Consider the following 25,784-nt stretch of genomic DNA (forward strand, 5'->3'; position numbering starts at 1 on the left):
CTCAAGGAGCACTGCCCCGATGGACCAGTTCAGCGCCATGCAGGCCTTCCGCCGGGTCGTCGAGCAGGGCAGCTTCAGTGCTGCAGCAAACCTCACAGGTCAATCCCACACGGTGCTGTCGCGCCAGGTGAAGAACCTCGAACGCCAGTTCGGCAGCCAGTTGCTGAACCGCACTACCCGCCGCCTGCAACTGACCGAGGCAGGGACCCTCCTCTACCGCCACTGCGTAGAAATCCTCGATCAGATGGATGCCATGACACTGGAGCTTTCCGAGCACCAGCAGCAGCCGTGCGGCACCTTGCGCCTGAGCGTGTCCAGCGCGTTTGGCGAACTGGAGCTGGGGCATTGGCTACCGGGCTTCGTCGAGCGCTTTACCCAGTTGCAGATCGAACTGAGTTGCACGGACCGCTTCGTCGACATGCTCGACGAGGGCATCGACCTGTGCCTGCGGGTTACCGACCATCTGCCGGACTCAAGCCTGGTGGCACGTACGCTGGCACCAAGCGATGTGGTGCTGGTCGCCGCTCCCTCTTACCTCAAGCGCCTGCCGTCGCAGATCAGCGCCGACAATCTGGGCGACCACCCGTTGCTCGGTTACAACCGCCTTGCGCAGCCGCAACGCCTGCGCCTGACAGGGCCCTCGGGCAGCCAGCGCGACGTGCTGATGCCCACGCGGGTCAGCGCCAATTCGCCGATGGCCTTGCGCGCGGCGGCCATTGCCGGGCTGGGTATTGCCAGCTTTGATCGCTTCATCGTTCACGATGCGTTGCAGGATCAGCGTCTGGTGCAACTGCTGTCAGACTGGCGGCAACCGGCGCGCACGCTGTATGCGCTCTACCCGCAAAGTCGCTACCTGGCGCCCAAAGTCCGTGTGCTGCTGGATTATGTACAGGACTACTATCGCCTGCCGCGCTGGCCGGCGTGATTTGTGCTGCTATAGCACAAGTCATGGACCTTTCTGTGCGTATTTCTGCAGTAACCGTTCCATTAACCTTCGCCCAACTCAACCAACGAAGGTTCTAACAATGAAAACCCTGAACATCACCCTGGCCAGCCTTGCTCTCGCCGCCTTTGCCGCTGGCGCTGTGGCCCAGAGCAAGCCCGCTGCAGATGCCCTTGTCTCGTACCCCAAGTCCGCCCTGCAATGGCAGGATGTGCCTGGTACCAACGGCGCTGTCAGCTACGCCAACACCGAGGGCGACCTCTTCGGCAAAGGTAACTACTCGGCGTTTGTCACCTTCAAGGCTGGCACCGACAATGGACTGCACACGCACAGCAAGAACCTGCCGACTGTTGTTCTGAAGGGCACCTTCTACGCCGTTATCGACAAGGTCCGCACCGAATACCCGGCCGGCTCGTACTACAACCTGCCGGCCAACCTGGTGCATGAAAGCGGCTGCACCGCGGCCGCCGATTGCCTGCTGTTCCAGTACCAGAGCGACGCGTTCGACCTGGTACCGACAAAAGGCTGATCAGCCTCGCCCCCGACACAACAGCAGCGGTACCTGTTGGTCGTCATCCGTCAACGCACCGTGATGCCCGCGCCACTGGCTGGCGTGCGGCTCTGCCTCGCTGCGAATAATCCCGCCCGCACCGGTTGGCACCACGATCAGATCGCCAATGTGTGCTTCGGCTTGGCTCAACATCACGTCACCGAACAGGCCCTTGGCAATCGCCTGGGCCTTGCTCCAGACCCTGTAACCCTCCCCCAGGTGATTTTGCCAACGCTGGTGCACACGGTCTTGCTGGTGCTCACAGGTGTACAGGTAGCGGGCGCGGATATCACCGGCAATGGCCCGAACGCCCTCCTGCAATACCGGTTCAAGGTCAAAATCACGAACCTGCTCGTTGTCCAGCGCGAGCATGCCATGATCGGCAATCACCATCAGTTGAACCTGCTCAGGCAATGCGTAGGCAATGCTCCGGGCCAGGTGGTCGGCCGTTTCCAGCTGCTTGATCCACTCGGGCGAGCCGGGGCCGAACAGGTGCCCGGCAAAATCCAGGTCGCCAAAATAAGCAAAGCAGAACGCAGGCTCGCCCGTGGTCAACGCGGCATTGATCAGACCCGGATAAGCGTCATAGGCAGGGGCCGGGAGAATCTGCCCGGCCTTGTAGATCGCCTGACTGAACGCTGAGTTGGCATACCGCCCGAGCATCACTGTGCTGATAGCAATGCCCTGTGCACTGGCAAGGCTCCAGGCATCGGGAGGGGTGATAAATACTGCGGGCGCAGGTGGCGCGCTCGGCTGCGCTTGCGCGTCAAAGGCGGCAGTGGTCCAGGACAACGGTGACAGTTCGGTCTGCTCATCGAGGGCAAAACTGCAGCCGACGATGCCATGTGCGCCGCTGCCCAGCCCTGTGGTGACCGAGGTCAGGCTTGTAGCCGTGGTGGCCGGAAAGCCGCAGCGAAAGTAGCCGTCGGGCTGCATCAACGAAGCCAGGAACGGAGCATGCCGAGCGTGGGCGCTCAACAGGTTCCAGCCAAGGCCATCAACCAAAAACAGGCAAGTCGCGTGCGTGCGCTCGAGCTTGAAACTGTTGCGAAACCCCTGGCACCCCAGGGCAGCGAGGGTCGACTGGGTAAGCGTGGCCAGGCCAGGCCACGTCTCCCTTTGCAACTGCGGATCGCTCAACGGCATGGCCATGTCTCCATTCATGGTCGGGTGCAAAGCAACAGGTGTAGCACAGCCTGTGCGATCAGCGCACAGAAAAGCGCTGCATGCCGGATTCGGTGATTGACCAAATTAACCATTCGGTACATTTTCAGTATCAGTCGCTTACCAAGAACAATAACGGAGTTTCCCATGCATTCAGCCCCTCCCTTCGGCATTCTCGCCGGCCTGATCGGCGCAGGTATCCAGGCCTCGCGTACCCCGGCCCTGCACGAGCGCGAAGGCCGCGCCCAAGGTCTGAACTACCTATACCGGCTGATCGATCTGGACCAGCTCAAACTCGACAGCAGTGCGCTCGAGCAATTGCTCACTGCGGCGGAATCGATGGGCTACACCGGCCTGAACATCACCTTCCCGTGCAAACAGGCAATCTTGCCCCTGCTCGACGATCTGTCGCCCGAAGCCAGAGGCATCGGCGCGGTCAACACGGTGGTACTCAGGGAGGGCAAGCGTATTGGCCACAACACCGATTGCCTGGGTTTTGCCGAGGGCTTTCGCCGCGGGCTGAGCGATGCTCCGCGCCGGCAGGTGGTACAGATGGGCGCAGGCGGTGCCGGCGCTGCGGTAGCCCATGCCCTGCTGGCTGAAGGTGTCGAACAGCTGGCGGTATTCGACGTCGAAACGGCGCGTGCCCAAGCGCTGGTGGACAATCTCAACGCGCACTTCAGCGGCAGCCCTGCCCGCGTCGGCCATGACCTGGCCAGTGCGCTGAGCGAAGCCGATGGCCTGGTCAATACCACGCCCATGGGCATGGCCAAACTGCCGGGCATGCCGGTGCCCAAAGGGTTGCTGCGGGCCGAGTTGTGGGTAGCGGAAATTGTCTACTTCCCGCTGGAAACCGAGCTGCTCAGGGAAGCCCGGGCCTTGGGTTGCCGTACCCTGGACGGGTCGAACATGGCCGTGTTTCAGGCAGTGAAAGCGTTTGAACTGTTCAGTGGCGTGCAGGCGGATGCGGGGCGCATGCTCCAGCACTTCAACAGTCTCGGCGCCTGAACAGACTGCCCCTGCAACCGCAGGGGCCAATCTGGGCCGCATCGCGGCCCATTCGGCTTATGCCTGCAAAAACTTCAACACCGACTCGCAGATCATCTCGCGGTGACGCTGCTTGATCGCCGCTTCTTCGAAATCAACCTGGAAGATTTCGCCAAAGGTGTGCCGGTTCGATACCCGGTAAAAGCAGAACGAACTGATCAGCAGGTGTACATCCAGCGCTTCCAGGCCTTGGCGGAACACACCTTCGGCAGCGCCTCGGCGCAGGATTTCATCCAGAGCGGTGAGAACGGTCTTGTTCATCGAGCGAATGGCCGAAGAGCGCTTCACGTACTCGCCGTGGTGCATGTTCTCGTTGCAGACGATACGCACGAAGTCGACATTCAGATCATGGTGATCAAAAGTGAACTCCACCAGCCGGCGGATACCCATACGCGGTTCCAGCTCGGCCAGGTGCAGATTGCTTTCGGTGTTGCGGATATCACCGTAGAGCTTTTCCAGCACCTCGACGTACAACTGCTCCTTGCTGTTGAAGTAGTAGTAGATCATGCGCTTGGAGGTCTGGGTGCGCTCGGCGATCGCATCCACCCGGGCACCGGCCAGCCCCTGCTGGACGAACTCAGTGATGGCCGCCTGCAGAATGCTCTCGCGGGTCTTTTCCGGGTTGTTCTTGCGACCCTTGCGCTGCGCCGGTTCAGGGACAACGAAGGGTGCTGGTGTAGTTGTCATACGGGACTCGTGGCCAACGGTTAACGCGGTGATTATGAGCCCCGAGGGAACAGGAAGAAAGCCTGTCGACTCGTGCCTTATAAACGGGCCTGGGTCAGTGCTCCGGACCGCGCCTTGGCCATGGCCGCGAGGCGCACCGCCACATTGGCGGCGCCATAGCCGCTATAGCCATTGCGCCGTTGCAGGACCTCGAAGAAGAAGCGCTCCTCGAACGGTTCTGTGTACACGTGGAACAGCTCGCCGCCCTGGGCATCGCGGTCATACAGCACGTTGTAGTAAGCCAGTTCGCTGAGAAACTCGTCGTCGAAATCAAAGCGTGCGGCGAGGTCGTCGTAATAGTTGAGCGGAATGTCGAGCAACGCCACGCCTGCCTCTTTGGCCTGCTTGACCGCAGCAAAGATGTCATCGCATTCAAAGGCGATGTGATGCACACCTGAACCGCGATAGTGCGACAGCGCATGGGCAATGGCAGTGTTGCGGTTTTCCGAGATGTTCAACGGCAGGCGAATCGAGCTGCAACGACTGCGCAAGGCCCGGCTTTTTACCAGGCCATAAGGGTCCGGCAATACCACTTCATCATCGGCGGTGAAGTCCAGCAGGCTCTTGTAGAACAGCGCCCAGCTGTCCAGGCCATCGGCCGGTAACGCCAGGGCCATATGGTCGATTCGCGTGAGCCCCAGGCTGTTGACCGAAGGCTGCAACTGGCTGAAGTCGGTGTCGTAGATGGTACGCCCCTGGGCGTCCTGATCGACCAGATAGATCAGGCTGCCATCGGGTGCACGCACCGCCGCCAGTTCCCGCTCATTGGGCCCGACCAGGCCCCGGTAAGGCTGGCCGTGGAAGGCGACCGCACGCGCCAGGGCCTGGGCGCTGTTCTTGACCCGAATGGCGGTGGCACACAAGGACGGGCCGTGGCTTTCGAAAAAGTTGTGGGCAAACGAATAGGGTTCGGCGTTGAGGATGATGTTGATATCGCCCTGGCGCAACAAACTGACATTCTTCGAGCGGTGCACGCCGGCACGGGTAAACCCGAGTCGCTCGAGCCAGTTGCCCAGCTTGGCGCCCAGCGCATCGTCCACGGCGAACTCGAGAAACTCGATGCCGTCGTAAGCACTCGCAGCCGGTGGTGCAAACAGCAGATCGTCCTGCGGCGCTTGCGCCTGTTGCTCAAGGCGTTGACGGGTTTTCTCCTCCAGGTACAGCAACGAACGCAAGCCATCGGCAGCGTTTGCCCGTGGCGGCGCAGCACGGAAGCCGTCGTTGAAGATTTCCAGCGACAGGGGCCCACGATACCCCGTGGCCAGAATCGGCGCGAGGAAACCCGCCAGGTCGAACTCACCCTGCCCCGGGAAGCAGCGGAAATGCCGGCTCCACTCCAGCACATCCATTGCCAGTATTGGCGCGTCGGCCATTTGCACGAAGAAGATCTTGTCACCGGGGATCTGCGCAATCGCCCGGGGATCGCCCTTGATCGACAAGGTATGGAAACTGTCGAGAATCATCCCCAGGCTTGGATGATCAGCGGCCTGAACGATGTCCCACACCTGCTCCCAGGTGTTCACATGACGTCCCCAGGCCAATGCCTCGTAGCCGATACGCAGATCGCGGGCGCCGGCACGCTCGGCCAGCAGGCGCAGATCATCGACCAGCACCTGGCGTTCGCCCAGTGAGTCGGCTGCGACGTTGCTGCACACCAGCACCAGATCGGTGCCCAGTTCCTGCATCAGGTCGAACTTGCGCTCGGCCCGATCAAGGTTGCGCGCCAGGCGGTCACGGCGGCAGCCTTCGAAGTCACGGAACGGCTGAAACAGGGTGATTGCCAGCCCCAGGTCGGCACAGCGCTGACGAATTTCGCGTGGGCTGCCGGCGTAGTAGAGCAAGTCGTTCTCGAAGATCTCGACCCCGTCAAAGCCTGCGGCGGCAATGGCTTCGAGTTTTTCAGGCAAGGTACCGCTCAAGGATACGGTGGCAATCGAACGCTGCATTTTTATGGCTCCGTGGGGTAGGCAAAACCCGGATGCTGCAATTATTGGCGGCGAACATTTTTTGCTCAATCAAAAAGGTACTAACCAGTTAGTTTTGTGTTCGATTATCGCCCATAATAGCGTTCTACGAATTGACCCTTTTTTGACCACAGGCGCACCATTTCGACACGGGGCAGTGTTGCTGAAGGACCAAAAGTTCATCGGCACCTGTCATTGATAACGACGGCGAGCATTCCGACGTCCTTAGTGTTGCGTAGTCCAGGCTTGACCCATAAACATAAAAATACGGGTAACCCTCCCATGATCCATTCGCACAGCACCCGCATGGCCCAGCCGCTGGCCAGCACCCCGCACGCCGGCATCGGCGACAAGATCCGTGGCGCCATGGCAGTCGGCAAGACCCGCTGGGCGATGCTCGCCCTGGTGTTCTTCGCCACTACCCTGAACTACATCGATCGCGCCGCACTGGGCGTCATGCAGCCAATCCTGGCCAAGGAAATGAGCTGGACGGCGATGGATTACGCCAACATCAACTTCTGGTTTCAGGTCGGTTATGCCATCGGCTTCGTGCTGCAAGGCCGCCTGATCGACCGGATCGGCGTCAAACGCGTGTTCTTCTTTGCCGTACTGCTCTGGAGCCTGGCCACCGGTGCCCACGGCCTGGCGACCTCGGCGGTGGGCTTTATGGTCTGCCGGTTCATTTTGGGCCTGACCGAAGCGGCCAACTACCCGGCCTGCGTCAAGACCACGCGCCTGTGGTTCCCGGCCGGCGAACGGGCGGTGGCCACCGGCATTTTCAACGCCGGTACCAACGTAGGCGCGATGTTCACCCCCATGCTGCTGCCGCTGATCCTGACCGTCTGGGGCTGGCAGGCTGCGTTCATGGGCATGGCCGCACTGGGCCTGGTGTGGGTGACCTTCTGGGGCCTGAAGTACTTCAACCCGGAAGACCACCCCACCGTCAGCAAGGCCGAACTGGCCTACGTTCAGAGTGAGCCAGAGCCCGACCAGGCGCGCGTGCCGTTCTCACGCATCCTGCGCATGCGTGGCACCTGGGCGTTTGCCCTGGCCTACTCGATGACTGCGCCGGTGTTCTGGTTCTACCTGTACTGGCTGCCGCCGTTTCTCAACCAGCAGTACAACCTCGGCATCAGCGTGACCCAGATGGGTATTCCACTGATCGTCATCTACATCAGCGCCGACTTCGGCAGCATAGGCGGCGGTATCCTCTCGTCGTTCCTGATCGGCCGTGGCATGGCACCGGTCAAGGCGCGCCTGTTGTCGATGCTGCTGTTTGCACTGACCATCATCAGCGTGATCTTCGCCGCGGGCGCCAGCAGCCTGTGGGTCGCGGTGCTGGCCATTTCCCTGGCAATCGCCGCGCATCAGGCCTGGACCGCCAACATCTGGAGCCTGGTGATGGACTACACGCCCAAGCACATGATGAGCACCGTGTTCGGTTTTGGCGGCATGTGCGCCGCCATCGGCGGGATGTTCATGACCCAGATCGTCGGCTACATCCTGACTACGACCAACAACAACTACACCGTGCTGTTCACCATCATCCCGGCCATGTACTTCATCGCCCTGACCTGGATGTACCTGATGGCGCCGCGCAAAGTGCCGAAAGTCGAGGCCTAAGGCTTGCGCTGCAACCAGGCAGCGCCCAGCCCGCTCAGGCAGATCAAGGCAATACCCACCAGCCCGGCCATGTCCGGGCTGTGTCCGAACAGCACCAGGCCAAGAATCCCGGCGAACACGATCTGGCAGTAACTGAACGGCGCCAGCATGGCCGGCGGCGCATGCCGGAAGGCCTGGGTCAGAAACAGGTGCGCGGTCATCCCGCAAGTGCCCAGCGCCAGCGCCATGATCCCATGGAGCAGACTCGGTGTTTGCCAAAACATCGGCACGATGGCGCTCATCACCAGCGTATTGAGCAGGCCGGTAAAGAAGTTGCTGGTGGTGGGGCTGTCGGTTGCGCTGAGCATGCGTGTCAGCAATTGGTAGAAGCAAAAGCACATCGCCGAGCCAAAGGGCAGCAGCACCGCGGGCGTGAACAGCGCTCCGCCAGGGTGAATGATCACCGTCACCCCGACAAAGCTCACCAGCACCGCCACCCACTGCCCGCGGGTCACCCGTTCGCCCAGCAGCGGCAACGACAGGGCCGTGACCAGCAAAGGCGCAAGGAAGTTGACCGCCGTGGCTTCGGCCAGGGGGATGTACTGCAGGGCCGTGGTGAACAACAGGCTGGTGCCCAGCAGGCACAACGCACGCAAAGTCTGCAGGCCCGGCCGCCGGGTGCGCAAAACGCGCAAACCGGACTGCGGCAGGAAGATCGCCATCATCAACAGGGTATGCACCAGGTAGCGGGCCCAGACCACCCAGAGAATCGGATAAAACCCGGCCAGGTACTTGGACAAGGCGTCGTGACTGGCAAACAGGAAGGTCGCCAGCACCACCAGAAGAATGCCCCGCAGTGGCTGGCTGGGATCGGTAAGCGCGGTGGGACGGGGCATGGAATGAGCTCGTAGGTTAATGCTGCGCCAGCAGCGTGCGGGTCTTGTCCAGGGCCATCTGTGCCCGCTGCAGGGCGCTGACGCCCTGTTCGTACAACTGCCGGGTCGGTATCTCCAGGCTCAACGCAATTCCGGCTGGCAAGCTGCTCAACAAGCCCGCCAGATCGCAATCGCCCTCGCCGGGGAAGCGCCGTTCGTTACGCGCCTGACGCAAGATCTCTGCCATGTCATCAGGACGCGGGCCCGCCACATCGCACAGTTGAGCATATCGCAGACGTTTTGGCGTCACCTGGCGCAAGTCATCCAGCGACGACGCCGAGCGGTCGAAATGGAAGGCATCCACCAGTACGCAGCCGTTGTCACACCCAGCCTGTTCGACGACTCGCAGCGCCTGGGTCAGGTTGCGTGCATCGGTCCAGGGCATGAACTCCAGGTGCGGGTGCAAACCATAGCGCCCGGCCAGATCACACAAGGCAGCAAAGTTGTCCGTCATGCGTTGTTCGTCGGGGTCGTTTCCGGCCACCAACAGTTCGCTCGCACCGAAGTCGGCGCCAACCGCCAGCAGCGCCTCGAAGTCAGCGACGCGAGTATCCGGTTTGAGCCGCAGTATCTCCACGTCCAGCACCCGTATCCCGGTATCACGTAAACGCGCAGCAGTACGCCGGCGTAATCCGCCATCCGCCACCAGAGGAAAGTGATGCTCCTCGGCGGTCGCCGGTTCCAGACGCAAGCCTACGTGGCTGTAGCCGGCCCGCGCGGCCACTTCAACCATGTCCTCGGGCGACAGCTCAAGCACTGTCAGGGCAGCCAGGGACATCACGCGTTGAGTCATTGTTGTTATCTCGGTGGAATGAATTCGCTTTATTTAGAACTTAGTTCCATTTTCAAATCAAGTAAAAAAGTAGCAGCCCGGGAGGACTGCTTCAGGGAGCAGGGGTTAAACGAACAACTCTGACGCCGGGCTCGCGGCCGACAGCTCTGCCGTGGCAGCCAGCAGCATCGGCGCCAGCTCATGCATGCGCGCCTCATCGATTCGCGCGCTTGGCCCCGCCACACTGAGCACGCCTACCGCATGCCCATCCACCGGATGACGCACCACTGCTGCCAGCGCCGAGGTACCGACTGCCGAGCTTTCCACCACCCAGGCATAGCCAAGCTCGCGCGCCATGCGCAGGCGCTCGAGCAGTTCGGCATTGGACGCCGGGGCGTTGGGCCCGAAATCTTCACGCCGGGCAATGCCCTGGCGCTCGACCAGCAACAAGGCTTGGGCATCGCTGAGGCTCGACAGCCAGGCATGCCCGGAAGCGGTGTAGAACAGCGGCGCCTCGCGGCCCATGTCCGGGTCGTAGCGCAGGCCGGAACGCGCGCCCTGGGCTTTGGCAATCCAGGTCAGGCGGTCGTCTTCAATCACCCCGAGACGCACCAGTTCGCCGCTTTGCACGGCCAGTTGGTCGAGTATCGGCTGAACCACGTCGGCACCACTGGTGGAGAGGTAGCGAAAGCCCATGGCCACCAGCCGGGTGCTCAGGTAGTAACGGCTGCTCTCCGGGTTCTGACGTACATAGCCCAGGCGCATCAGCTCGGCGAGCATGCGATGCGTCGCACTCTTGGGAATATCCAGCTCCTCGGCCAGGGTCTGCAAGGGCAGCCCGCGCGGTTCGCTGGTAAGGCGTTCAACAAGGCTGAACGCACGCTCAATCTGACTGCCGGCCATGGTCACGGTCCCTGAAAATTTTGCCGATTCTAAAGAGCCTTGGGCAAAGCGCAAAACACTGTCCGATCTTCGCCCACTTTGTCTTCCGGGCGCTTGGCCGGGAATGGCCTGAAATCATAGAATATGGAATCAAGTTCCATAATATAACAAAATCCATTGTTTCAGGAGACGCTGCCCATGACTGCGATTGTCCCCCCACCCTCCCGCCACGACTGCGACGTGCTGGTGATCGGTTCTGGTGCTGCCGGCCTGTCCGCAGCCGTCACCGCAGCCTGGCACGGGCAGAAGGTCATCGTCGTCGAAAAAGACCCGGTCTTCGGTGGCGCTACCGCATGGTCCGGCGGCTGGATGTGGGTGCCGCGCAATCCGCTGGCACAGCGCGCCGGCATCTGCGAGGAGCGCTCTCAGGTGCGCACTTACCTTGAGCACGAACTGGGTGAGCGCTTCGACGCCACGATGATCGATGCCTTTCTCGACGCCGCGCCGCGCATGGTGTCGTTTTTCGAGCGTCATACCGCGCTGCAGTTTGCTGACGGCAACGCTATTGCCGATATCCACGGCAACACCCCCGGCGCCGGCACCGGTGGGCGCTCGGTGATCGCCGCACCTTACGACGGCCGTCAGGTCGGCAATTTGCTCAAGCGCCTGCGCAAGACCATGCGCGAAACCTCATTTGTCGGTATGCCGATCATGGCCGGCAGTGACCTTGGCGCCTTTCTGACCCTGACGCGCTCATGGCGCTCGCTGCTGCATGTGGGCAAGCGTTTCAGCCGACATCTGCTCGACCTTGCCCTGCACGGTCGGGCCCTGCAACTGGTCAACGGTGTCGCCCTGGTGGCGCGCCTGGCCAAGTCGGCGCAAGACCTCGGGGTGTTGCTGTGGGAGTCGGCACCAGCCCGTTCGCTGATCAAGGAAGATGGTCGCGTCACCGGTGCGGTGATCGACACGGCGCGCGGCCCGCTGACCATTCATGCGCGCAAGGCGGTAGTGCTTGCCGCAGGCGGCTTTGCCAATGATATCGAACGGCGCAAGGCGCTGTTCCCGCGCACCCCGACTGGCCACGAGCACCTGGCATTGCCGCCCTTGGGCGCCAACGGTGATGGTTTGCGTCTGGGTGAAAGCGTCGGCGGTCAGGTGGCCGACGATCTGTACAGCCCGGTGGCTTGGGCCCCGGTTTCACGGGTAGCGCACAAGGACGGTACGATCGGGCATTTCCCGCACATCATTGAACGCGGCAAGCCGGGCATCATCGGGGTATTGGCCGACGGCAAACGCTTCGTCAATGAAGCCGACGGCTACTACGACTATGTCAGCGCCATGGTCACCAAGGCACCCGGTGAGCGGGTCGAATCCTGGTTGATCTGCAGCCACGCCTTCCAGCGCCGCTACGGCCTGGGCATGTCACGCCCCTTCCCCTTACCGGTGCGCCCCTTTATCAACAGCGGCTACCTGAAAACTGCCGACACCCTCGAGGCGCTGGCCGTCACCTGTGGTATCGACCCCCAGGGTTTGAGCGACACCGTCGCCGAATACAACCGCCATGCCCGCAACGGCGACGACCCGCTGTTTGGCCGCGGCTCAACCCTCTACAACCGTAAACAGGGCGACGCCTTGCACGGTCCCAATCCCTGCGTGGCCCCGATCGAACAAGGTCCGTTCTACGCAGTGAAAGTCGAGCCAGGGTGCTTTGGAACCTTCGCCGGGCTCAGAACCAACGAACACGCCCAGGTACTCGACACCCAGCGTCAGCCCATTGCCGGTTTGTATGCGGTGGGTACGGACATGGCCAGCATCATGGGTGGCTATTACCCGGCCGGTGGCATCAACCTGGGGCCGGCAGCAACCTTCGGCTACATCGCAGGGCGACATATTGCCGAAGTGAAAGACTACGAATGAATACAGGGCCGTCCTGCCTCCACACTCGCGGTGGAAGCAGGAACGGCCCTGTACCGGATCAGCCAGCGATCAGAAGTCGAAGAACACCGTCTCGCCTTCACCCTGGATACGGATGTCGAAGCGATACGCCAACTGGCCGTCCACTTCGCAACGGGTCGCCACCAGCGTCTCGCGACGCTGCGGTTGCTCGATCAGGTTGAGCACCGGGCACTGCGCGTTGGCCTGTGCTTCATCATCGAAATACAGGCGCGTCTGCAGGTGGATATTGATGCCACGCGCAAACAGGCTGACATTGATGTGCGGCGCCATCGGCACACCTGCAGCATTGCGCACTACACCCGGCTTGACCGTGTGCAGGGTCCACTCGCCAGCATCGAAAGTAGTCGCTGTGCGACCAAAACTGTTGAACGGCCGCTCCAGGTCGAAGTCACTCTGGTACTGGCCATTGTGATCCGCCTGCCAGAACTCCAGGAACGAGTCGCGAACAAGGTGGCCGTTGCCGTCATAGACGTTGCCGAACACGAGGATATGTTCACCCGGCGCATCGTTGCGGGCCATGCGGTTCCAGATTTCCTGGTCACGCCCCGGGTTGCCGGCCGCTTCAAGGGCCAGGCCGATGTGCACATAAGGGCCGGCCGTCTGCGAAGGGGTTTCCGGCAGCAATTGAATAGGCATGGTCACCTCCTCAGCAGTTTTCGAAGTGGGTCTTGCGCTGGCCGCGCAACACGATGTCGAAGCGATACGCAAGGCAGTCCATAGGGTTGCCGTTGCTCATGTCCAACCGAGCGATCAGGCTCTGCACCGCTTCCGGGTTGGCAATCGACTTTACGATCGGGCACATCGGGATCAGCGGATCACCTTCGAAGTACAGCTGGGTGATCAAACGGGTGGCGATCGACGGACCACTGATCGACACATGGATATGCGCCGGGCGCCAGTCGTTCGGACCGTTGCGCCATGGGTATGGCCCCGGTTTGATGGTGCGGAAGCTGTAGAAGCCTTCGCTGTCGGTCAACGCCCTGCCGACGCCACCGAAGTTCGGGTCCAGCGGTGCCAGGTAGCGGTCGTTCTTGTGCCGGTAACGGCCACCGGCATTGGCTTGCCAGATCTCTACCAGGGTATGCGGGATCGGCTTGCCGTACTGATCACAGACACGGCCGGCGAGGATGATCCGCTCACCGATGGGCAACCCGCCGTTGTTGAAGTTGAGCAGCAGATCGTGGTCATGCTGGCCGAACTTCAGGTGGGAAAAGTCCGGGCCGGTGCTTTCACTGATCGACTGGGGAATGCTCACCAGCGCCTGACGCGGCGAACGGGCAATGGAAGTTTTGTAATCCGGGGTCAAGGCTTTCGGGTGCCAGTTGCGATCACGGATAGCGAAGCGACTTGTGTCTTGCGCAGACATGCCGTTCTCCTGTCTTGGAATTATTGGAACGCCTGGGCGTGGCAGACGTGCTTGCAGTTTCCGGCATGAGCGCGCCAGAGAATATTGAAAATAACGCCGCCACAGATAACCAAATGGTTATGTGTCCATCAGTAATCTCACAGAGCAACGCGCGGTGAACTAATCTTTGAGCTCATGTTTACAAGCTCTGGAGAGCGCTCATGCAATGGCGAAAAGGCAGGCGCAGCGACAATGTGGTCGATGCCCGTGGCGAGGGTGGTGGCGGCATGCGCTTTGGCGGCGGCAAGGGCCTGAGCATCGGCGCCATCCTGTTGATCGTCGGTATCGGCTGGATGACCGGACAGGACCCGCTGCAGATCCTCGGCCAGTTGACCGGGCAGATGGGTCAGCAAAGCGCACCGATGAGCACCGACACCGGCAAGGCGCCACCGGCCAACGACGAACAGGCCGAATTCGTCGCCTCGATCCTCGGCGATACCGAAGACACCTGGCGGGCAATTTTCGCCCAGGCCGGACGCCAGTATAAAGACCCGACCCTGACCCTGTTCAGCGGCCAGATCAGTTCGGCGTGCGGTTATGCCTCCTCCGCTGTCGGCCCCTTCTATTGCCCGGCAGACCAGAAGGTCTACCTCGACATGAGTTTCTTTCGCGAGATGGAGCAGCGCTTTTCCGCCGCCGGCGACTTTGCCCAGGCTTATGTGATTGCCCATGAAGTCGGTCACCACGTGCAGACCCTGCTCGGTGTTTCGGCCAAGGTCCAGGCGGCCCGACAACGTGGCGAACGCATGGAGGGCGACAACGGCCTGCTGGTGCGCCAGGAACTGCAAGCCGACTGCCTGGCCGGCGTATGGGCCTACCAGGCGCAGCAACGCCTGAACTGGCTGGAGCCCGGCGACATCGAAGAGGCCCTGAACGCCGCCAATGCCATCGGCGACGACCGTCTGCAGCAGCAGGGCCAGGGCCGGGTAGTGCCCGACTCGTTCACCCACGGCACTTCGCAACAGCGTGTGCGCTGGTTCAAGACCGGCTTCGCCAAGGGTGACATAAACCAGTGCGACACCTTCAGCACCCGCTCACTGTAACCCCCTCCTCCACGCCCGCGGCAGCCTTCCACGCTGCCGCGGACACACCTGGTTACTTCCACCGACAACTTTTGCTGAAAAAGCGTTTCAGCTACGGGCCAAGCCGCCGATAACCCGTGCTCAAGCACATCGGCTGGCCACCAAAAACAAAAAATCTTCCAGCGATACGGATAACGACGCCTTACGTTCCTGGAGGGAATACATGAACAGCTGGTTTGCCAACATCAGCGTCAACCTGAAACTCGGCCTGGGCTTCGGCCTGGTACTGCTGCTCACCAGCCTGCTGGCGCTGACCGGCTGGAACAGCATGAGCGGGTTGATCGATCGCAGTAACTGGATGAGCGATATCACCCAGCTCAACAGCGACCTCACCGACCTGCGCATCACCCGCCTGCAGTACATGCTGACCAACGGCGATGACGCAGCTGCCGGCAGCGTCCAGGTCAAGTTGAACGCCTTCAGCGAACAGCAGCAAAAGCTGCTGAAAAGCTTCAAGAGCCCGGAGAACGTCAAGCTGCTCCAGGAACTGGGGCAAGTGATCGATGCTTATCAGGTGTCGATCAACAAGATGCGTGCCGGCTACAAGACCAGCCTGGCGGCGCGCGATGCCATGAACCAGGCGGCCAACCAGGCCGTTGCGCTGATCGACGCGATCAACCGCGACATCCTCGCCCTGCCTGAAGGAGACGCCAGCCGCCTGGAGCAGTTCCGCACCGTCACCCAGGCCAAGGACCAGTTGTTCCAGGTGCGTCTGGCCGTGCGCAGCTACATTGCCGATATCAGCAGCGAAACCGAACAACTGGCCCTGCGTCAGCTGGATGGTGCGCTGGCTGAAATTGCCAACCTGAACCGTCAGATGCCAAACGAGACCACGCGCATCAAGCAGTTCGAAAGCGCCGTCATGGCCTATCGTGACGCCGTGCGTCAGTTCAGCGCCGCCACCGCCGATGTTGCCGTGGCCAGGCAAGAGATGACGGTTCAAGGGGCCACCATCGTCAAGATCAGCAATGCCCTGTACAGCCTGCAACTCGAACGCCGAGACAACGAAAGCGCTCAGGCCCGTACACTGCAACTGACCGCAACCTTGTTGGCGCTGCTGGTCGGCGTGCTGGCTGCAGTGATCATCACCCGCCAGATTACCCGCCCCCTGCGTGACACCTTGGCAGTGGTGGAAAAAATCGCTTCCGGTGACCTCACCCACAACCTGCGCGTTACCCGCCGCGACGAGCTGGGTGTGCTGCAACAAGGCATCCAGCGCATGGGCGAAACCTTGCGTGATCTGATCAGCGGCATTCGTGACGGCGTTACCCAGATCGCCAGCGCGGCCGAAGAGCTTTCAGCCGTCACCGAAGAAACCAGCGCCGGGGTCAACAGCCAGAAAGTCGAGACCGACCAGGTTGCCACCGCCATGCATGAAATGGCGGCCACGGTGCAGGAAGTTGCACGCAATGCCGAGCACGCCTCGGAGGCCGCTACCGATGCCGACGCGCAAGCGCGTGCCGGTGATCAGGTGGTTGCCGAAGCGATCAGCCAGATCGAGCGCCTGGCCGAAGAAGTGCACCGCTCCACCGAAGCCATGGGTCAGTTGCAGCAGGAAAGCCAGAAGATCGGCAGCGTCATGGACGTGATCAAGTCGGTCGCCGAACAAACCAATCTGCTGGCATTGAACGCCGCCATCGAAGCAGCCCGCGCCGGTGAAGCCGGACGTGGCTTTGCCGTGGTTGCCGACGAAGTGCGCGGCCTGGCCCAGCGGACGCAAAAATCCACCGAAGAGATCGAAGAGCTGGTTGCAGGTCTGCAGAGCGGTACCCAGCAGGTGGCCAATGTGATGCTCGGCAGCCGCAACCTCACCGACAGCAGCGTAGAACTCACGCGCAAGGCTGGTGCATCACTGGAGAGCATCACCCGTACCGTGTCCAACATCCAGTCGATGAACCAGCAGATTGCCGCGGCGGCCGAACAGCAGAGCGCTGTGGCCGAACAGATCAGCCGCAGCATCATCAATGTCCGCGATGTGTCGGAACAGACCGCAGCGGCCAGCGATGAAACGGCGGCGTCGAGCGTCGAGCTGGCGCGGCTGGGTAATCAGTTGCAGACCATGGTCAGCCACTTCCGCGTCTGATCAATGTAGGAGCGGATTCATCCGCGATGGACGACAAAGTCGTCCCGGTTCCCGATCCCGGAGGGGGACGCTGGCGCGTCCCATCGCGGATAAGTTCGCTCCTACCTGACTACGTGGCCAACACCCCGCCCACGCGGGTCGGATGCGGTTTCCAGCGCTGTGCCGTTGACCCGGATCGCCTGGATGTCACCCATCTCCCAACCCTGATCCTCCAGGGTGTAGCCCATCTTCTTCAGCTCATCGGCGACTTTGCCGGTGAGCGGCGCATAGGCGTCGAAATAGATGGTGTCCTTGGGCAGCAACTGGTGATGCACGCGTTGCGCCGCCACGGCTTTTTCCAGCGGCAGGTTGTAGTCGTACAGATTGTTCAGCACCTGGAAGATCGAGGTGAAGATCCGCGAGCCACCCGGCGTTCCGAGTACCAGAGTGACCTGGCCATCACGGGTGACCAGCGTTGGCGCCATGGACGAGAGCATGCGCTTGCCCGGCTCGATCGCGTTGGCATCACCGCCGACCACACCGAAGGCGTTGGCGACACCCGGCTTGGAGCTGAAGTCGTCCATCTCGTCGTTGAGCAGGAAGCCCGCGCCCTTGACCACCACGCCGCTGCCATAGTCCCAGTTCAGGGTGTAGGTGTTGCTGACCGCGTTACCCTGCTTGTCGACGATGGAGAAGTGCGTGGTCTGGTGCGGCTCCAGGCCCGGACGCACTTTCTCGGTCTCGGAAATGGCCGTCGGATTGACCTCCTGCGCACGCTTGGCCAGGTACTCCTTGGCAATCAGTTTATCCACAGGCACCTTGGAAAACGCCGGGTCGCCCAGGTAGTCGGCACGGTCGGCGAACACGCGCTTCTCGATTTCTGCCAGCAAGTGGATGTAGCGGGCCGAGTTCAGCTCAACCCCTTTGAAGTCGGCCTCGCGGTTGTCCTTGATGCCCAGCAGTTGCGCCAGCGCAACGCCGCCGGAGCTTGGCAGCGGTGCGGTGTAGACCACATTGCCGCGCCACTGGATGCCCATCGGTTCACGCCAGACGGCTTTGTAGTCCTTGAGGTCGTCCTTGGTGATCAGGCCCTTGTCGGCCTCCATCTGCGCAACCAGCAAGTCGGCGGTCTTGCCTTGGTAGAACTCGCTCACGCCTTTGTCGGCGATGCGTTCCAGGGTTTGCGCCAGCTCGGGCTGCTTGAAGGTTTCGCCGACTTTCATGTTGCCGAAATAGTCATTGAAGTTGGTGCTGTCCTTGAACAGCCCCAAAGCATCTTCGCGGTACTGGTATTGCTTTTCGGCAATCTTGAAACCGTTTTTGGCGTAGCCCACCGCCGGGGTGATCAGCTCGGACCAGGGCAGTTTGCCGAACTTCTGATGCGCCTCCCATAACCCCATCACCGTGCCTGGCACACCGGCGGCGCGAGCACCGACCAGGCTCAGGTTCTCGATGATCTCGCCCTTGTCGTCCAGATACATATTGCGGCTGGCGGCCTTGGGGGCGATTTCGCGGTAGTCGAGGAAGTAGGGTTTGCCGTCCATGTACAAGGTCATGAAACCGCCGCCACCGAGGTTGCCCGCTTCGGGGTAGGTCACGGCCAGGGTGAAGGCAGTGGCGACAGCAGCGTCCACCGCGTTACCGCCTTTCTTGAGTACCTCGGCGGCTACCTGTGCACCATATTGATCGGGTGCGGCCACCGCGCCACCCTCCAGCGTTACCGCGTATGCCGATGAACTGGCGATTATAGCGGCGCCCAGGCCCAGGGTTCGGAACATCACAACGTGCATGAGAGCGTCCTTGGTGTTGTTTTCGTTGAACAGCCATTAAGGCTGATGTCCGAAAAACAATCAAACACCGCAGGAAAATCCGCCGCTTGTAGAAAAGTTTTGTCGCAGTCGAAGCAGTTCCGATCAGCAGGCGTAGGCCGCCAGTTTGTGCTGGATGAAATCGAGAAAGCATTGAATGCGCAGGGCCAGCTGCGAGTTGCGGTAGTACACCGCGTTGATCGGTTGGCGATAGCCGCTGTTGTGCTCGGGCAACACCACCAGCAGACGGCCGGCGCGGATATCTTCATGGGTCATGAAGTGCGACAGGCAGGCGATACCCTCGCCGGCCAGGGCCAGCTCCCGCAAGGTCTCTCCGCTGGACGCCGACAGGCTCGGCCGGATCAGCAGGCGATCACCCTCGGCATGACGCAATGGCCAGTGGTTGAGGGTTTCCGTCTGGGTAAAACCGAGCAGCGAATGCGCCTGCAAGTCTTCGACCCGCTCCGGTGTGCCATGGCGCGCGAGGTACTCGGGACTGGCCAGCACATTCAACGGGCTGCAGCCCAGGGAACGCGCATGCAGGCTTGAGTCGGCCAGTTCGCCGATGCGGATCGCGACATCGGTGCTCTGTTCTAGCAGGTCGATGATCAGGTCGCTGGTGTTGAGTTCCAGCTGAATCTGCGGGTACAACGCACGGAACTCGCCGATCCACGGCACGATGGCATGCAGCATGAATGGCAGGGCCGCGTTGATGCGCAATCGCCCGGAAGGCGTCTGGTGATGCACCGACAAATGCGCTTCCAGGTCTTCCATCTGCTGCAGGATCGACTTGGCCCGTTCGAAAAAGAACCGGCCCTCCTCGGTCAGGTCCATGCGCCGGGTCGTGCGGTTGATCAGCGTGGTGCCCAGCTTGGTCTCCAGGCGCGACAGCGTGCGGCTGATCGCCGACGGTGTCTGTTCGCTCTGCTCGGCGGCGGCGGAAATCGAGCCGCACTCGATGACCGAGACGAACACCTGTAATTCATCAGACCTGGCTTTCACGGCTGTACCCCGGGGTGAGCAATAGCCGTGATAGATAGCCGCTTGGCGCGGTCAACGCAAGGCTTCATCAGGCCGGAATCTGGAAAACCCGGGCCAGATGCTGCTCATAGGCGGCAACTGCGGCAGCCACGTTCGGGCGTTTCATCACATCCACCGCCAGGTAGGTTGGCAGGCCGGTCATGCCGAGGAACTGGTTGGCCTTGTGGAACGGGAAATACACCGCATCCACACCTTTGCCTTCGAAGAAGTCGCTCGGGTCGTCAAACGCCTGCTGCGGTGCGTTCCAGGTCAACGAGAGCATGTACTGCTTGCCGTGGATCAGACCGCCACTGCCATACTTCTGCGACGCATCGGAACGGGTGCGGCCGTCGTTGGCATACAGGCTGCCGTGACCGGCGGTGAAGACTTCGTCCAGGTACTGCTTGACCGTCCAGGGTGCGCCCATCCACCAACCTGGCATCTGGTAGATGATCACGTCGGCCCAGAGAAACTTCTGCACTTCTTCAGCGTTGTCGTAACCGCCGTCGATGTAGGTGGTCTTGATGTCGAAACCGGCGCGATCGAGAAAGGCCAGCGCGGCTTCGTGCAGGGTTTCGTTCAGGCGGCCATCGGAGTGGGCAAACTTTTTACCGCCGTTGAGCAACAGGACTTTTTTCATCACTTGCCTCATCTGTCGTTCGATCCGCTGCGCTGTGTGCTGCAGCCTGGGACCGGTTGAATTTGGATGGCGGCAGATTAGGGGAAGGAGCGCGAAGGAAAAACCGTCGTTCGGGCAAAATACTTTTGACCTAAAAGCACGAATAAAACAGACATTATTGAAATAAAATCAGGTCATCCCCTACCAGAGGTTGACCTCATGAGCGAACCCTACGGCTTCATTCTCAAAGCCAAGACCCGCCCGGAAAAGGCCGAGGCCTTCGAAGCCCTGTTCCGCGCCTACGTGCAACCCAGCCGTGCCGAGCCTGGCTGCATCGAGTACCACATGCTGCGCGACAAGGAAGACCCGAGCCTGTTCGTGTTCTACGAAATCTGGGCCAGCAAGGAAGCGCTGGACGTGCACTCAGCGCTGCCGCATATGCAGGCGTTCTTTGAAACGCGCATGGACTACCTGGAACGCGACTTCGACATTCAGCTTATCGACATGCTCAGCCCGTCGTCCGCTAGCCGTTAACCAGCAAGTGGGCGCCCAGCACGCCCAGGCCAATAAAGAAGCAGCGCTTGAATAGCGCGGCACTGATGCGCTGGCGCAACCACTGACCGCCGAGCATGCCCAGCAACGCGGGCACCAGCACCAGCAGCGACGCGCCAAGTGCCTGTGCACCCAGGACATCCTGGCTGGCCAACCCGAGCGCCAGCGCCAGGGTCGACACCGTGAATGACAGGCCCAGGGCCTGGACCATCTCGTCACGACTCAGGCGCAGGCTCTGCAGATAGGGCACGGCCGGAATCACAAACACGCCGGTGGCAGCCGTTACCAATCCGGTAAGCAGCCCGCACAGCGGGCCCAGCCAGGTCTCCCGGACAGGGTTGAGGCGCAGTTCGGGACCAATCAGGCCGTAGAGTGCATACACCAGCAGCGCGCCGCCCAAGGCGTGTGCAGCCCAGGGCCCACTGTCGATACCCAGCCAGGCGCTGCCCAGCAAGGTGGCAAAAAAGATCGCCACCAACATTGGCCACAGTCGGTGCAAGAGGGCTCGCAGGTGTCCACCCGAAGCCAGTTGCCAGAGGTTGGTCAGCGTCGAAGGCACAATCAGCAAAGCGGCTGCCTGTGTCGGCGACATAGCCAAACCGAGCAACCCCATGGCGACGGTCGGCAGCCCGAGGCCGATCACCCCTTTCACCGCGCCGGCCAGCACAAATGTCAGTACCACCAGCAGCGTCATGGTAGGACCGATATCCTGATAGAAACTCAATAAGCTCGTCATGTACCCATGCTGCCCGCAACACGGACAGCTGAAAATCTGCCATATACTGAGCCAGACTATTGCTCAGGCAGAGGCACATGCACTTCGATCTGATTGACCTGCGACTGTTCCAGCACACGCTGGAGTGCGGCAACATCACCGCCGGCGCCCAGCGCAGCCATCTGTCACTACCCGCTGCCAGTGCCCGGATTCGCGCCATGGAAGCCTCGCTTGGCACGCCATTGCTCGAACGCAACCGTCGTGGCGTGCAGGCGACGTCCGCCGGCCAAGCCTTGTTGCAACACGCGCGATTGATTGGCCAGCAGGTGGAGCGCCTGCAATTCGACCTGGCCCAGTACGCCCAAGGGCTGCAAGGCCAAGTGCGGTTGCTGTGCAACACGGCGGCGCTGAGCGAATACCTGCCGGAGCTGCTCGCCAGCTTTCTCGCCGACTACCCGGCCATTGCCCTCGACATCCAGGAACTGCCCAGCCTGCGCATCGTCCAGGCCATTACCCGCGGCGCTGCAGATATCGGCATCATCTCCACCGCGGTCACCAGTGAACACCTGCAAACGGTGCCGTTTCGCGACGATCCGCTGGTGCTGATCATGCCCCCGGAACATCCCCTGGCCGCGCACGTGCACCTGCGCTTTGCCGACACCCTGAGCCATGGCTACGTCGGCTTGGCGCCCGACAGTGCCCTGTCACTGCATTTGGAGGAGCAAGCCCTGCACCTGGGGCGGCGCCTGCGCATCAGGGTGCGCGCGGAGGGCTTTGACGGCGTGATCCGCATGGTTGCCCATGGGGCCGGCCTGGGCGTGGTCCCGCTGGCGGCGGTGCGGCGCTGGCAAGGCGTACTGGCACTGCACGGTGTCGTGCTGCACGAACCTTGGGCACAGCGCCAGTTACTGCTGTGTGCCCGTGACTTTGCGGGTTTGCCCGGCCATAGCCTTGCCCTGGTACAACACCTGGGCAAGGCGCATATCGAGCGGTCGACGTCGAGCCCAGACAACTCCCCTGCGTAGATCGGCCCTATGGTGACGGACCTATCACCCGAACAACTGGAGCTGACATGTCCGACTTCATCACCGTTCTGCGCGACACCTGCCCTACGCCTGTGCTGAATGCGACCAAGTGGAAACGCATCGGCGGCGACCCGCACACCGTCAACCTCAATGCCTACCTGTCTGCCGACGGCAGCAAGATCATGGGCACCTGGATCTGCACACCCGGCACCTTCGAGGTGAATTACGAGAAGTGGGAGTACTGTCATTTCCTCGACGGCTACTGCGTGATCACGCCGGAGGGCGAACAGCCGGTGCACCTGAAGGCAGGTGACGTGTTCGTGATCGAGCCGGGAATGAAAGGCACCTGGGAGGTGGTAGAGACGGTGCGCAAGTACTTCGTGTTCGCCTGACGGGCTCGATCGCTGGCAAGGCCAGCCCCTACAGAAATCCAGTGTGCGCGGTACCTGTAGGAGCCAGCCTTGCTGGCGAAGCGTGTTACTCGGGCTTGCGGTAGCCTTCGACAATCGCCGAGAAATCCTTGCCACCGTCACCGCGCAGACTCATGGCCTGGTACAGCTGTTGGGCAACGGCACCGAGAATCACCGGCTGGTGCGCCTGACGCGCCGCTTCAGTGGCCAGGCCGAGGTCCTTGAGCATCAGTTCCGCTCCGAAGCCGCCGGTATAACCTCGCGAGGCCGGCGCGGTTTCGATGATGCCCGGCCAGGGGTTGTAGGTATCCGAACTCCAGCAACGCCCGGTAGAGCTATTGATGATCCCGGCCAGCACCTTGGTGTCAATGCCCAGGGCATTACCCAGGGCCATGGCTTCAGACACCCCGATCATCGAGATACCCAGCAGCAGGTTGTTGCAGATCTTGGCGATCTGCCCGGTGCCCACCGCACCGCAGTGCACAATGTTGCGGCCCATCTGCGCCAGCACCGGCTGCAGAGTGGCGAACAGTTCATCGCTGGCGCCAACCATGAAGGTCAGGGTGCCCGCTGCAGCACCACCGGTGCCACCCGAGACTGGCGCATCGGCCAGGTCCACGCCCTGCTTCGCTGCAGCTGCCGACACATCACGGGCGGTCTGTGGATCAATGGTGCTGCAGTCGACTACCGGGGTACCTGCCTTGACGCCCGCCAGCACACCGTCTTCGTTCAGGTACACACTGCGCACGTGGGCAGCTGCAGGCAGCATGGTAATCACCAGTTCACTGGCGCTGGCCGCTTCCTTGGGCGAGGCGCTGATCTGCCCGCCCAGCTCGGCGAGTTCGGCCAGCACGGTCTTGTTCAGGTCGAACAGGTTCAGCTGATGCCCGGCCTTGATCAGGTTGCGCGCCATCGGCGCGCCCATGTTGCCCAGACCGATAAATGCAATACGCATGATGGACTCCTTAGCGCAGGCTGATGGTGGTGTTCACACCGTCGTTGACGCTGTCGTCATCGAACCAGCGGCTGGTGACGGTCTTGGTCTGCGTGTAGAACTGCACCACTTGTTTGCCGTACGGACCCAGGTCGCCAAGCTTGGAGCCACGCGAACCGGTGAAGCTAAAAAACGGTACCGGCACCGGAATCGGGATGTTGATCCCGACCTGGCCGACGTCGATTTCATTCTGGAACTTGCGTGCGGCGGCGCCACTCTGGGTAAACAGGCCGGTACCGTTACCGAACGGGTTGCGGTTGACCAGGGCGATGGCTTCGTCGAGGGTGTCGACCTCCAGCACCACCAGTACCGGGCCGAAGATTTCCTGGGTGTAGATCTGCATGTCGGTGGTCACCCCGGAGAACAGGGTCGGGCCGACGAAGTTGCCCTGCTCATAGCCTGGCACGCTTACATCGCGGCCATCGAGCTCAAGTGTGGCGCCTTCCTTGATGCCACTTTCGATCAGGCCCAGCACGCGCTCCTTGGCACGCTTGGAAATCAGCGGGCCGACATCGGTACCCGGCTCGCTGCCGGCGTTGACCTTGAGGTTGGCGGCCAGTGCCTTGAGTTCCGGCAGCCACTCGCGCGCCTTGCCCACCAGCACCGCCACCGAGGTGGCCATGCAACGCTGGCCGGCCGCGCCGAAGCCGGCACCGACCAGGGCGTTGAGGGTCTGCGTGCGGTTGGCGTCCGGCAGCACCACGGCGTGGTTCTTCGCGCCCATCATCGACTGCACGCGCTTGCCGTGCTGGCCAGCGAGGTTATAGACGTGGGTGCCGACTTCGGTCGAACCGACAAAGGAAATCGCCTTGATATCGGTGTGCGTGCACAGGGCATCGACCACCTGCTTGCCGCCGTGAACGACGTTCAGTACACCGGCCGGTACGCCGGCTTCCAGCGCCAGCTCCACCAGCATCATGGTCGACAGCGGGTCCTGCTCGGACGGCTTGAGGACGAAGGTGTTGCCACAGACGATGGCCATCGGGAACATCCACAGCGGGATCATCGCAGGGAAGTTGAACGGGGTGATACCGGCGCAGACCCCGATAGGTTGGCGCAGGGTATAGGTATCGACACCACCGGCGACGTTCTCGGCAAATTCGCCCATCTGCAGGCTACCGATGCTGCAGGCGTGCTCGACCACTTCCAGGCCGCGGAAAATATCGCCTTCGGCGTCGGCGATGGTCTTGCCTTGCTCGGCACTGAGGACCACGGCAATACGCTTGGAATGCTCACGGATCAGCGCTTGCAGCTTGAGCATGATGCGCATGCGCGCACCGATCGGGGTGTCGCGCCAGGTTTTGAAAGCACGCTGGCCCGCCGCGATGGCGGCATCGACTTCTTCGCTGGTGGCAAATGGCACGCGAGCCAGCACTTGCTGGGTGGCCGGGTTGACGACGTCGCGCCATTCGGTGGTTTTCGATTCGACCCACTGGCCGTCGATCAGCAGCTTGACCTGCTCGACCTTGGTCTGGCCGGGAGTGAGGGATGCGTTCATGTGCGTTCTCCTGAAATTGTTGTATGGGAGAGATCGACGCCGCCGGATCAGCC

The 25,784-nt window shown here is 61.7% G+C and carries 24 protein-coding genes and 1 pseudogene; 11 read left to right on the top strand and 14 right to left on the bottom strand.

The window, feature by feature from the left end; all coding sequences use genetic code 11:
- Nucleotides 1-19: 19 nt before the first annotated feature.
- Both DM813_RS07995 and DM813_RS08000 read left to right on the top strand, forming a co-directional pair.
- Nucleotides 20-925, top strand: a complete 906-nt coding sequence (locus DM813_RS07995; protein ID WP_128322861.1) for a LysR family transcriptional regulator — start codon at nt 20-22, stop codon at nt 923-925.
- Between the two features lie 100 nt (nt 926-1,025).
- On the top strand, nt 1,026-1,472 hold the full coding sequence (locus DM813_RS08000; protein ID WP_128322862.1) for a cupin domain-containing protein: 447 nt from the start codon (nt 1,026-1,028) through the stop codon (nt 1,470-1,472).
- Here the strand turns inward: DM813_RS08000 and DM813_RS08005 are convergent, their stop codons facing one another.
- Entirely contained in the window at nt 1,473-2,639 is a 1,167-nt protein-coding gene (locus DM813_RS08005; protein ID WP_241653145.1) for an alkaline phosphatase family protein, read from the bottom strand.
- 165 nt (nt 2,640-2,804) lie between these two features.
- Here DM813_RS08005 and DM813_RS08010 point away from each other — a divergent pair, with 165 nt between their 5' ends.
- On the top strand, nt 2,805-3,665 hold the full coding sequence (locus DM813_RS08010) for a shikimate dehydrogenase (RefSeq protein WP_128322864.1): 861 nt from the start codon (nt 2,805-2,807) through the stop codon (nt 3,663-3,665).
- A 57-nt stretch (nt 3,666-3,722) separates the two neighbouring features.
- Here the strand turns inward: DM813_RS08010 and DM813_RS08015 are convergent, their stop codons facing one another.
- Both DM813_RS08015 and quiC read right to left on the bottom strand, forming a co-directional pair.
- Nucleotides 3,723-4,391: a TetR/AcrR family transcriptional regulator gene (locus tag DM813_RS08015; RefSeq protein WP_128322865.1), complete on the bottom strand. Its 669-nt coding sequence runs from the start codon at nt 4,389-4,391 to the stop codon at nt 3,723-3,725.
- Nucleotides 4,392-4,468: 77 nt separating this feature from the next.
- A complete protein-coding gene (quiC, locus tag DM813_RS08020) occupies nt 4,469-6,376 on the bottom strand; it encodes a 3-dehydroshikimate dehydratase QuiC (RefSeq protein ID WP_128322866.1) in 1,908 nt (635 codons plus the stop codon).
- A gap of 300 nt (nt 6,377-6,676) precedes the next feature.
- Here quiC and DM813_RS08025 point away from each other — a divergent pair, with 300 nt between their 5' ends.
- On the top strand, nt 6,677-8,017 hold the full coding sequence (locus DM813_RS08025; protein ID WP_128322867.1) for an MFS transporter: 1,341 nt from the start codon (nt 6,677-6,679) through the stop codon (nt 8,015-8,017).
- Here DM813_RS08025 and DM813_RS08030 read toward each other — a convergent pair.
- From DM813_RS08030 to DM813_RS08040, 3 genes are all read right to left on the bottom strand, one after another.
- Nucleotides 8,014-8,892 (bottom strand): DMT family transporter, encoded by an 879-nt coding sequence (locus DM813_RS08030; protein WP_128322868.1) that lies wholly within the window; start codon nt 8,890-8,892, stop codon nt 8,014-8,016. The genes DM813_RS08025 and DM813_RS08030 overlap by 4 nt on opposite strands.
- Before the next feature lie 16 nt (nt 8,893-8,908).
- Nucleotides 8,909-9,724 carry a sugar phosphate isomerase/epimerase family protein gene (locus DM813_RS08035; RefSeq protein WP_128322869.1) on the bottom strand — a complete coding sequence of 272 codons (816 nt, stop codon included), beginning with the start codon at nt 9,722-9,724 and terminating at the stop codon, nt 8,909-8,911.
- A gap of 105 nt (nt 9,725-9,829) precedes the next feature.
- Nucleotides 9,830-10,606, bottom strand: coding sequence for an IclR family transcriptional regulator (locus DM813_RS08040; RefSeq protein ID WP_128322870.1), 777 nt, complete (start codon nt 10,604-10,606; stop codon nt 9,830-9,832).
- Between the two features lie 177 nt (nt 10,607-10,783).
- On the opposite strand from DM813_RS08040, the gene DM813_RS08045 reads away from it, so the two are divergent.
- Nucleotides 10,784-12,502: an FAD-dependent oxidoreductase gene (locus tag DM813_RS08045; RefSeq protein WP_128322871.1), complete on the top strand. Its 1,719-nt coding sequence runs from the start codon at nt 10,784-10,786 to the stop codon at nt 12,500-12,502.
- A gap of 69 nt (nt 12,503-12,571) precedes the next feature.
- Here DM813_RS08045 and pcaG read toward each other — a convergent pair whose 3' ends face one another.
- Complete coding sequence (pcaG, locus tag DM813_RS08050) at nt 12,572-13,177, bottom strand: protocatechuate 3,4-dioxygenase subunit alpha (protein ID WP_128322872.1); 606 nt, start codon at nt 13,175-13,177, stop codon at nt 12,572-12,574.
- 10 nt (nt 13,178-13,187) lie between these two features.
- Complete coding sequence (gene pcaH, locus DM813_RS08055; protein ID WP_128322873.1) at nt 13,188-13,907, bottom strand: protocatechuate 3,4-dioxygenase subunit beta; 720 nt, start codon at nt 13,905-13,907, stop codon at nt 13,188-13,190.
- Nucleotides 13,908-14,107: 200 nt separating this feature from the next.
- On the opposite strand from pcaH, the gene ypfJ reads away from it, so the two are divergent.
- From ypfJ to DM813_RS28975, 3 genes and pseudogenes are all read left to right on the top strand, one after another.
- On the top strand, nt 14,108-14,989 hold the full coding sequence (ypfJ, locus tag DM813_RS08060; RefSeq protein ID WP_128322874.1) for a KPN_02809 family neutral zinc metallopeptidase: 882 nt from the start codon (nt 14,108-14,110) through the stop codon (nt 14,987-14,989).
- A 337-nt stretch (nt 14,990-15,326) separates the two neighbouring features.
- Nucleotides 15,327-16,208, top strand: a pseudogene (locus tag DM813_RS28970) (methyl-accepting chemotaxis protein); the annotation flags it as partial.
- 198 nt (nt 16,209-16,406) lie between these two features.
- Nucleotides 16,407-17,111 carry a methyl-accepting chemotaxis protein gene (locus DM813_RS28975; protein ID WP_431311937.1) on the top strand — a complete coding sequence of 235 codons (705 nt, stop codon included), beginning with the start codon at nt 16,407-16,409 and terminating at the stop codon, nt 17,109-17,111.
- A 101-nt stretch (nt 17,112-17,212) separates the two neighbouring features.
- On the opposite strand, the gene ggt is transcribed toward DM813_RS28975, so the two are convergent.
- The 3 genes from ggt to DM813_RS08080 form a co-directional block, all read right to left on the bottom strand.
- A complete protein-coding gene (ggt, locus tag DM813_RS08070) occupies nt 17,213-18,880 on the bottom strand; it encodes a gamma-glutamyltransferase (protein WP_128322876.1) in 1,668 nt (555 codons plus the stop codon).
- Between the two features lie 123 nt (nt 18,881-19,003).
- Complete coding sequence (locus DM813_RS08075) at nt 19,004-19,900, bottom strand: LysR family transcriptional regulator (protein ID WP_128322877.1); 897 nt, start codon at nt 19,898-19,900, stop codon at nt 19,004-19,006.
- Nucleotides 19,901-19,967: 67 nt separating this feature from the next.
- Nucleotides 19,968-20,558: an NAD(P)H-dependent oxidoreductase gene (locus DM813_RS08080; RefSeq protein ID WP_128322878.1), complete on the bottom strand. Its 591-nt coding sequence runs from the start codon at nt 20,556-20,558 to the stop codon at nt 19,968-19,970.
- A gap of 198 nt (nt 20,559-20,756) precedes the next feature.
- Between DM813_RS08080 and DM813_RS08085 the strand changes: the two genes are divergently transcribed.
- A complete protein-coding gene (locus tag DM813_RS08085) occupies nt 20,757-21,071 on the top strand; it encodes a putative quinol monooxygenase (protein ID WP_128322879.1) in 315 nt (104 codons plus the stop codon).
- Here the strand turns inward: DM813_RS08085 and DM813_RS08090 are convergent.
- Nucleotides 21,061-21,825, bottom strand: a complete 765-nt coding sequence (locus DM813_RS08090; protein WP_128322880.1) for a sulfite exporter TauE/SafE family protein — start codon at nt 21,823-21,825, stop codon at nt 21,061-21,063. The genes DM813_RS08085 and DM813_RS08090 overlap by 11 nt on opposite strands.
- Before the next feature lie 77 nt (nt 21,826-21,902).
- On the opposite strand from DM813_RS08090, the gene DM813_RS08095 reads away from it, so the two are divergent.
- Together DM813_RS08095 and DM813_RS08100 are read left to right on the top strand one after the other, a co-directional pair.
- The gene (locus DM813_RS08095) at nt 21,903-22,829 is read left to right on the top strand and encodes a LysR family transcriptional regulator (RefSeq protein WP_128322881.1); all 927 of its coding nucleotides are present in this window, start codon (nt 21,903-21,905) and stop codon (nt 22,827-22,829) included.
- 47 nt (nt 22,830-22,876) lie between these two features.
- Nucleotides 22,877-23,221: a cupin domain-containing protein gene (locus tag DM813_RS08100; protein ID WP_128322882.1), complete on the top strand. Its 345-nt coding sequence runs from the start codon at nt 22,877-22,879 to the stop codon at nt 23,219-23,221.
- A gap of 85 nt (nt 23,222-23,306) precedes the next feature.
- Here DM813_RS08100 and mmsB read toward each other — a convergent pair whose 3' ends face one another.
- Nucleotides 23,307-24,194: a 3-hydroxyisobutyrate dehydrogenase gene (gene mmsB, locus DM813_RS08105; protein WP_128322883.1), complete on the bottom strand. Its 888-nt coding sequence runs from the start codon at nt 24,192-24,194 to the stop codon at nt 23,307-23,309.
- Between the two features lie 10 nt (nt 24,195-24,204).
- Nucleotides 24,205-25,731 (bottom strand): CoA-acylating methylmalonate-semialdehyde dehydrogenase, encoded by a 1,527-nt coding sequence (locus DM813_RS08110; RefSeq protein WP_128322884.1) that lies wholly within the window; start codon nt 25,729-25,731, stop codon nt 24,205-24,207.
- Nucleotides 25,732-25,784 lie beyond the last annotated feature (53 nt).

This window comes from Pseudomonas alkylphenolica, assembly GCF_004025535.1.
In the GTDB taxonomy this organism is placed as follows: Bacteria; Pseudomonadota; Gammaproteobacteria; order Pseudomonadales; family Pseudomonadaceae; genus Aquipseudomonas; species Aquipseudomonas alkylphenolica_A.

What these genes read in the sequence shown, in the direction of transcription:
- DM813_RS08045 (WP_128322871.1), top strand. Translation starts at nt 10,784, where the DNA reads ATGACTGCGATTGTCCCCCCACCCTCCCGCCACGACTGCGACGTGCTG.
- quiC (WP_128322866.1), bottom strand. Translation starts at nt 6,376, where the DNA reads ATGCAGCGTTCGATTGCCACCGTATCCTTGAGCGGTACCTTGCCTGAA.
- DM813_RS08025 (WP_128322867.1), top strand. Translation starts at nt 6,677, where the DNA reads ATGATCCATTCGCACAGCACCCGCATGGCCCAGCCGCTGGCCAGCACC.
- DM813_RS08095 (WP_128322881.1), top strand. Translation starts at nt 21,903, where the DNA reads ATGCACTTCGATCTGATTGACCTGCGACTGTTCCAGCACACGCTGGAG.
- DM813_RS08000 (WP_128322862.1), top strand. Translation starts at nt 1,026, where the DNA reads ATGAAAACCCTGAACATCACCCTGGCCAGCCTTGCTCTCGCCGCCTTT.
- DM813_RS08110 (WP_128322884.1), bottom strand. Translation starts at nt 25,731, where the DNA reads ATGAACGCATCCCTCACTCCCGGCCAGACCAAGGTCGAGCAGGTCAAG.
- mmsB (WP_128322883.1), bottom strand. Translation starts at nt 24,194, where the DNA reads ATGCGTATTGCATTTATCGGTCTGGGCAACATGGGCGCGCCGATGGCG.
- ypfJ (WP_128322874.1), top strand. Translation starts at nt 14,108, where the DNA reads ATGCAATGGCGAAAAGGCAGGCGCAGCGACAATGTGGTCGATGCCCGT.
- DM813_RS28975 (WP_431311937.1), top strand. Translation starts at nt 16,407, where the DNA reads ATGGCGGCCACGGTGCAGGAAGTTGCACGCAATGCCGAGCACGCCTCG.
- ggt (WP_128322876.1), bottom strand. Translation starts at nt 18,880, where the DNA reads ATGCACGTTGTGATGTTCCGAACCCTGGGCCTGGGCGCCGCTATAATC.
- DM813_RS08085 (WP_128322879.1), top strand. Translation starts at nt 20,757, where the DNA reads ATGAGCGAACCCTACGGCTTCATTCTCAAAGCCAAGACCCGCCCGGAA.
- DM813_RS08005 (WP_241653145.1), bottom strand. Translation starts at nt 2,639, where the DNA reads ATGCCGTTGAGCGATCCGCAGTTGCAAAGGGAGACGTGGCCTGGCCTG.
- DM813_RS08040 (WP_128322870.1), bottom strand. Translation starts at nt 10,606, where the DNA reads ATGGCCGGCAGTCAGATTGAGCGTGCGTTCAGCCTTGTTGAACGCCTT.
- DM813_RS08100 (WP_128322882.1), top strand. Translation starts at nt 22,877, where the DNA reads ATGTCCGACTTCATCACCGTTCTGCGCGACACCTGCCCTACGCCTGTG.
- DM813_RS08035 (WP_128322869.1), bottom strand. Translation starts at nt 9,724, where the DNA reads ATGACTCAACGCGTGATGTCCCTGGCTGCCCTGACAGTGCTTGAGCTG.
- DM813_RS07995 (WP_128322861.1), top strand. Translation starts at nt 20, where the DNA reads ATGGACCAGTTCAGCGCCATGCAGGCCTTCCGCCGGGTCGTCGAGCAG.
- DM813_RS08010 (WP_128322864.1), top strand. Translation starts at nt 2,805, where the DNA reads ATGCATTCAGCCCCTCCCTTCGGCATTCTCGCCGGCCTGATCGGCGCA.
- DM813_RS08080 (WP_128322878.1), bottom strand. Translation starts at nt 20,558, where the DNA reads ATGAAAAAAGTCCTGTTGCTCAACGGCGGTAAAAAGTTTGCCCACTCC.
- pcaG (WP_128322872.1), bottom strand. Translation starts at nt 13,177, where the DNA reads ATGCCTATTCAATTGCTGCCGGAAACCCCTTCGCAGACGGCCGGCCCT.
- pcaH (WP_128322873.1), bottom strand. Translation starts at nt 13,907, where the DNA reads ATGTCTGCGCAAGACACAAGTCGCTTCGCTATCCGTGATCGCAACTGG.
- DM813_RS08015 (WP_128322865.1), bottom strand. Translation starts at nt 4,391, where the DNA reads ATGACAACTACACCAGCACCCTTCGTTGTCCCTGAACCGGCGCAGCGC.
- DM813_RS08090 (WP_128322880.1), bottom strand. Translation starts at nt 21,825, where the DNA reads ATGACGAGCTTATTGAGTTTCTATCAGGATATCGGTCCTACCATGACG.
- DM813_RS08030 (WP_128322868.1), bottom strand. Translation starts at nt 8,892, where the DNA reads ATGCCCCGTCCCACCGCGCTTACCGATCCCAGCCAGCCACTGCGGGGC.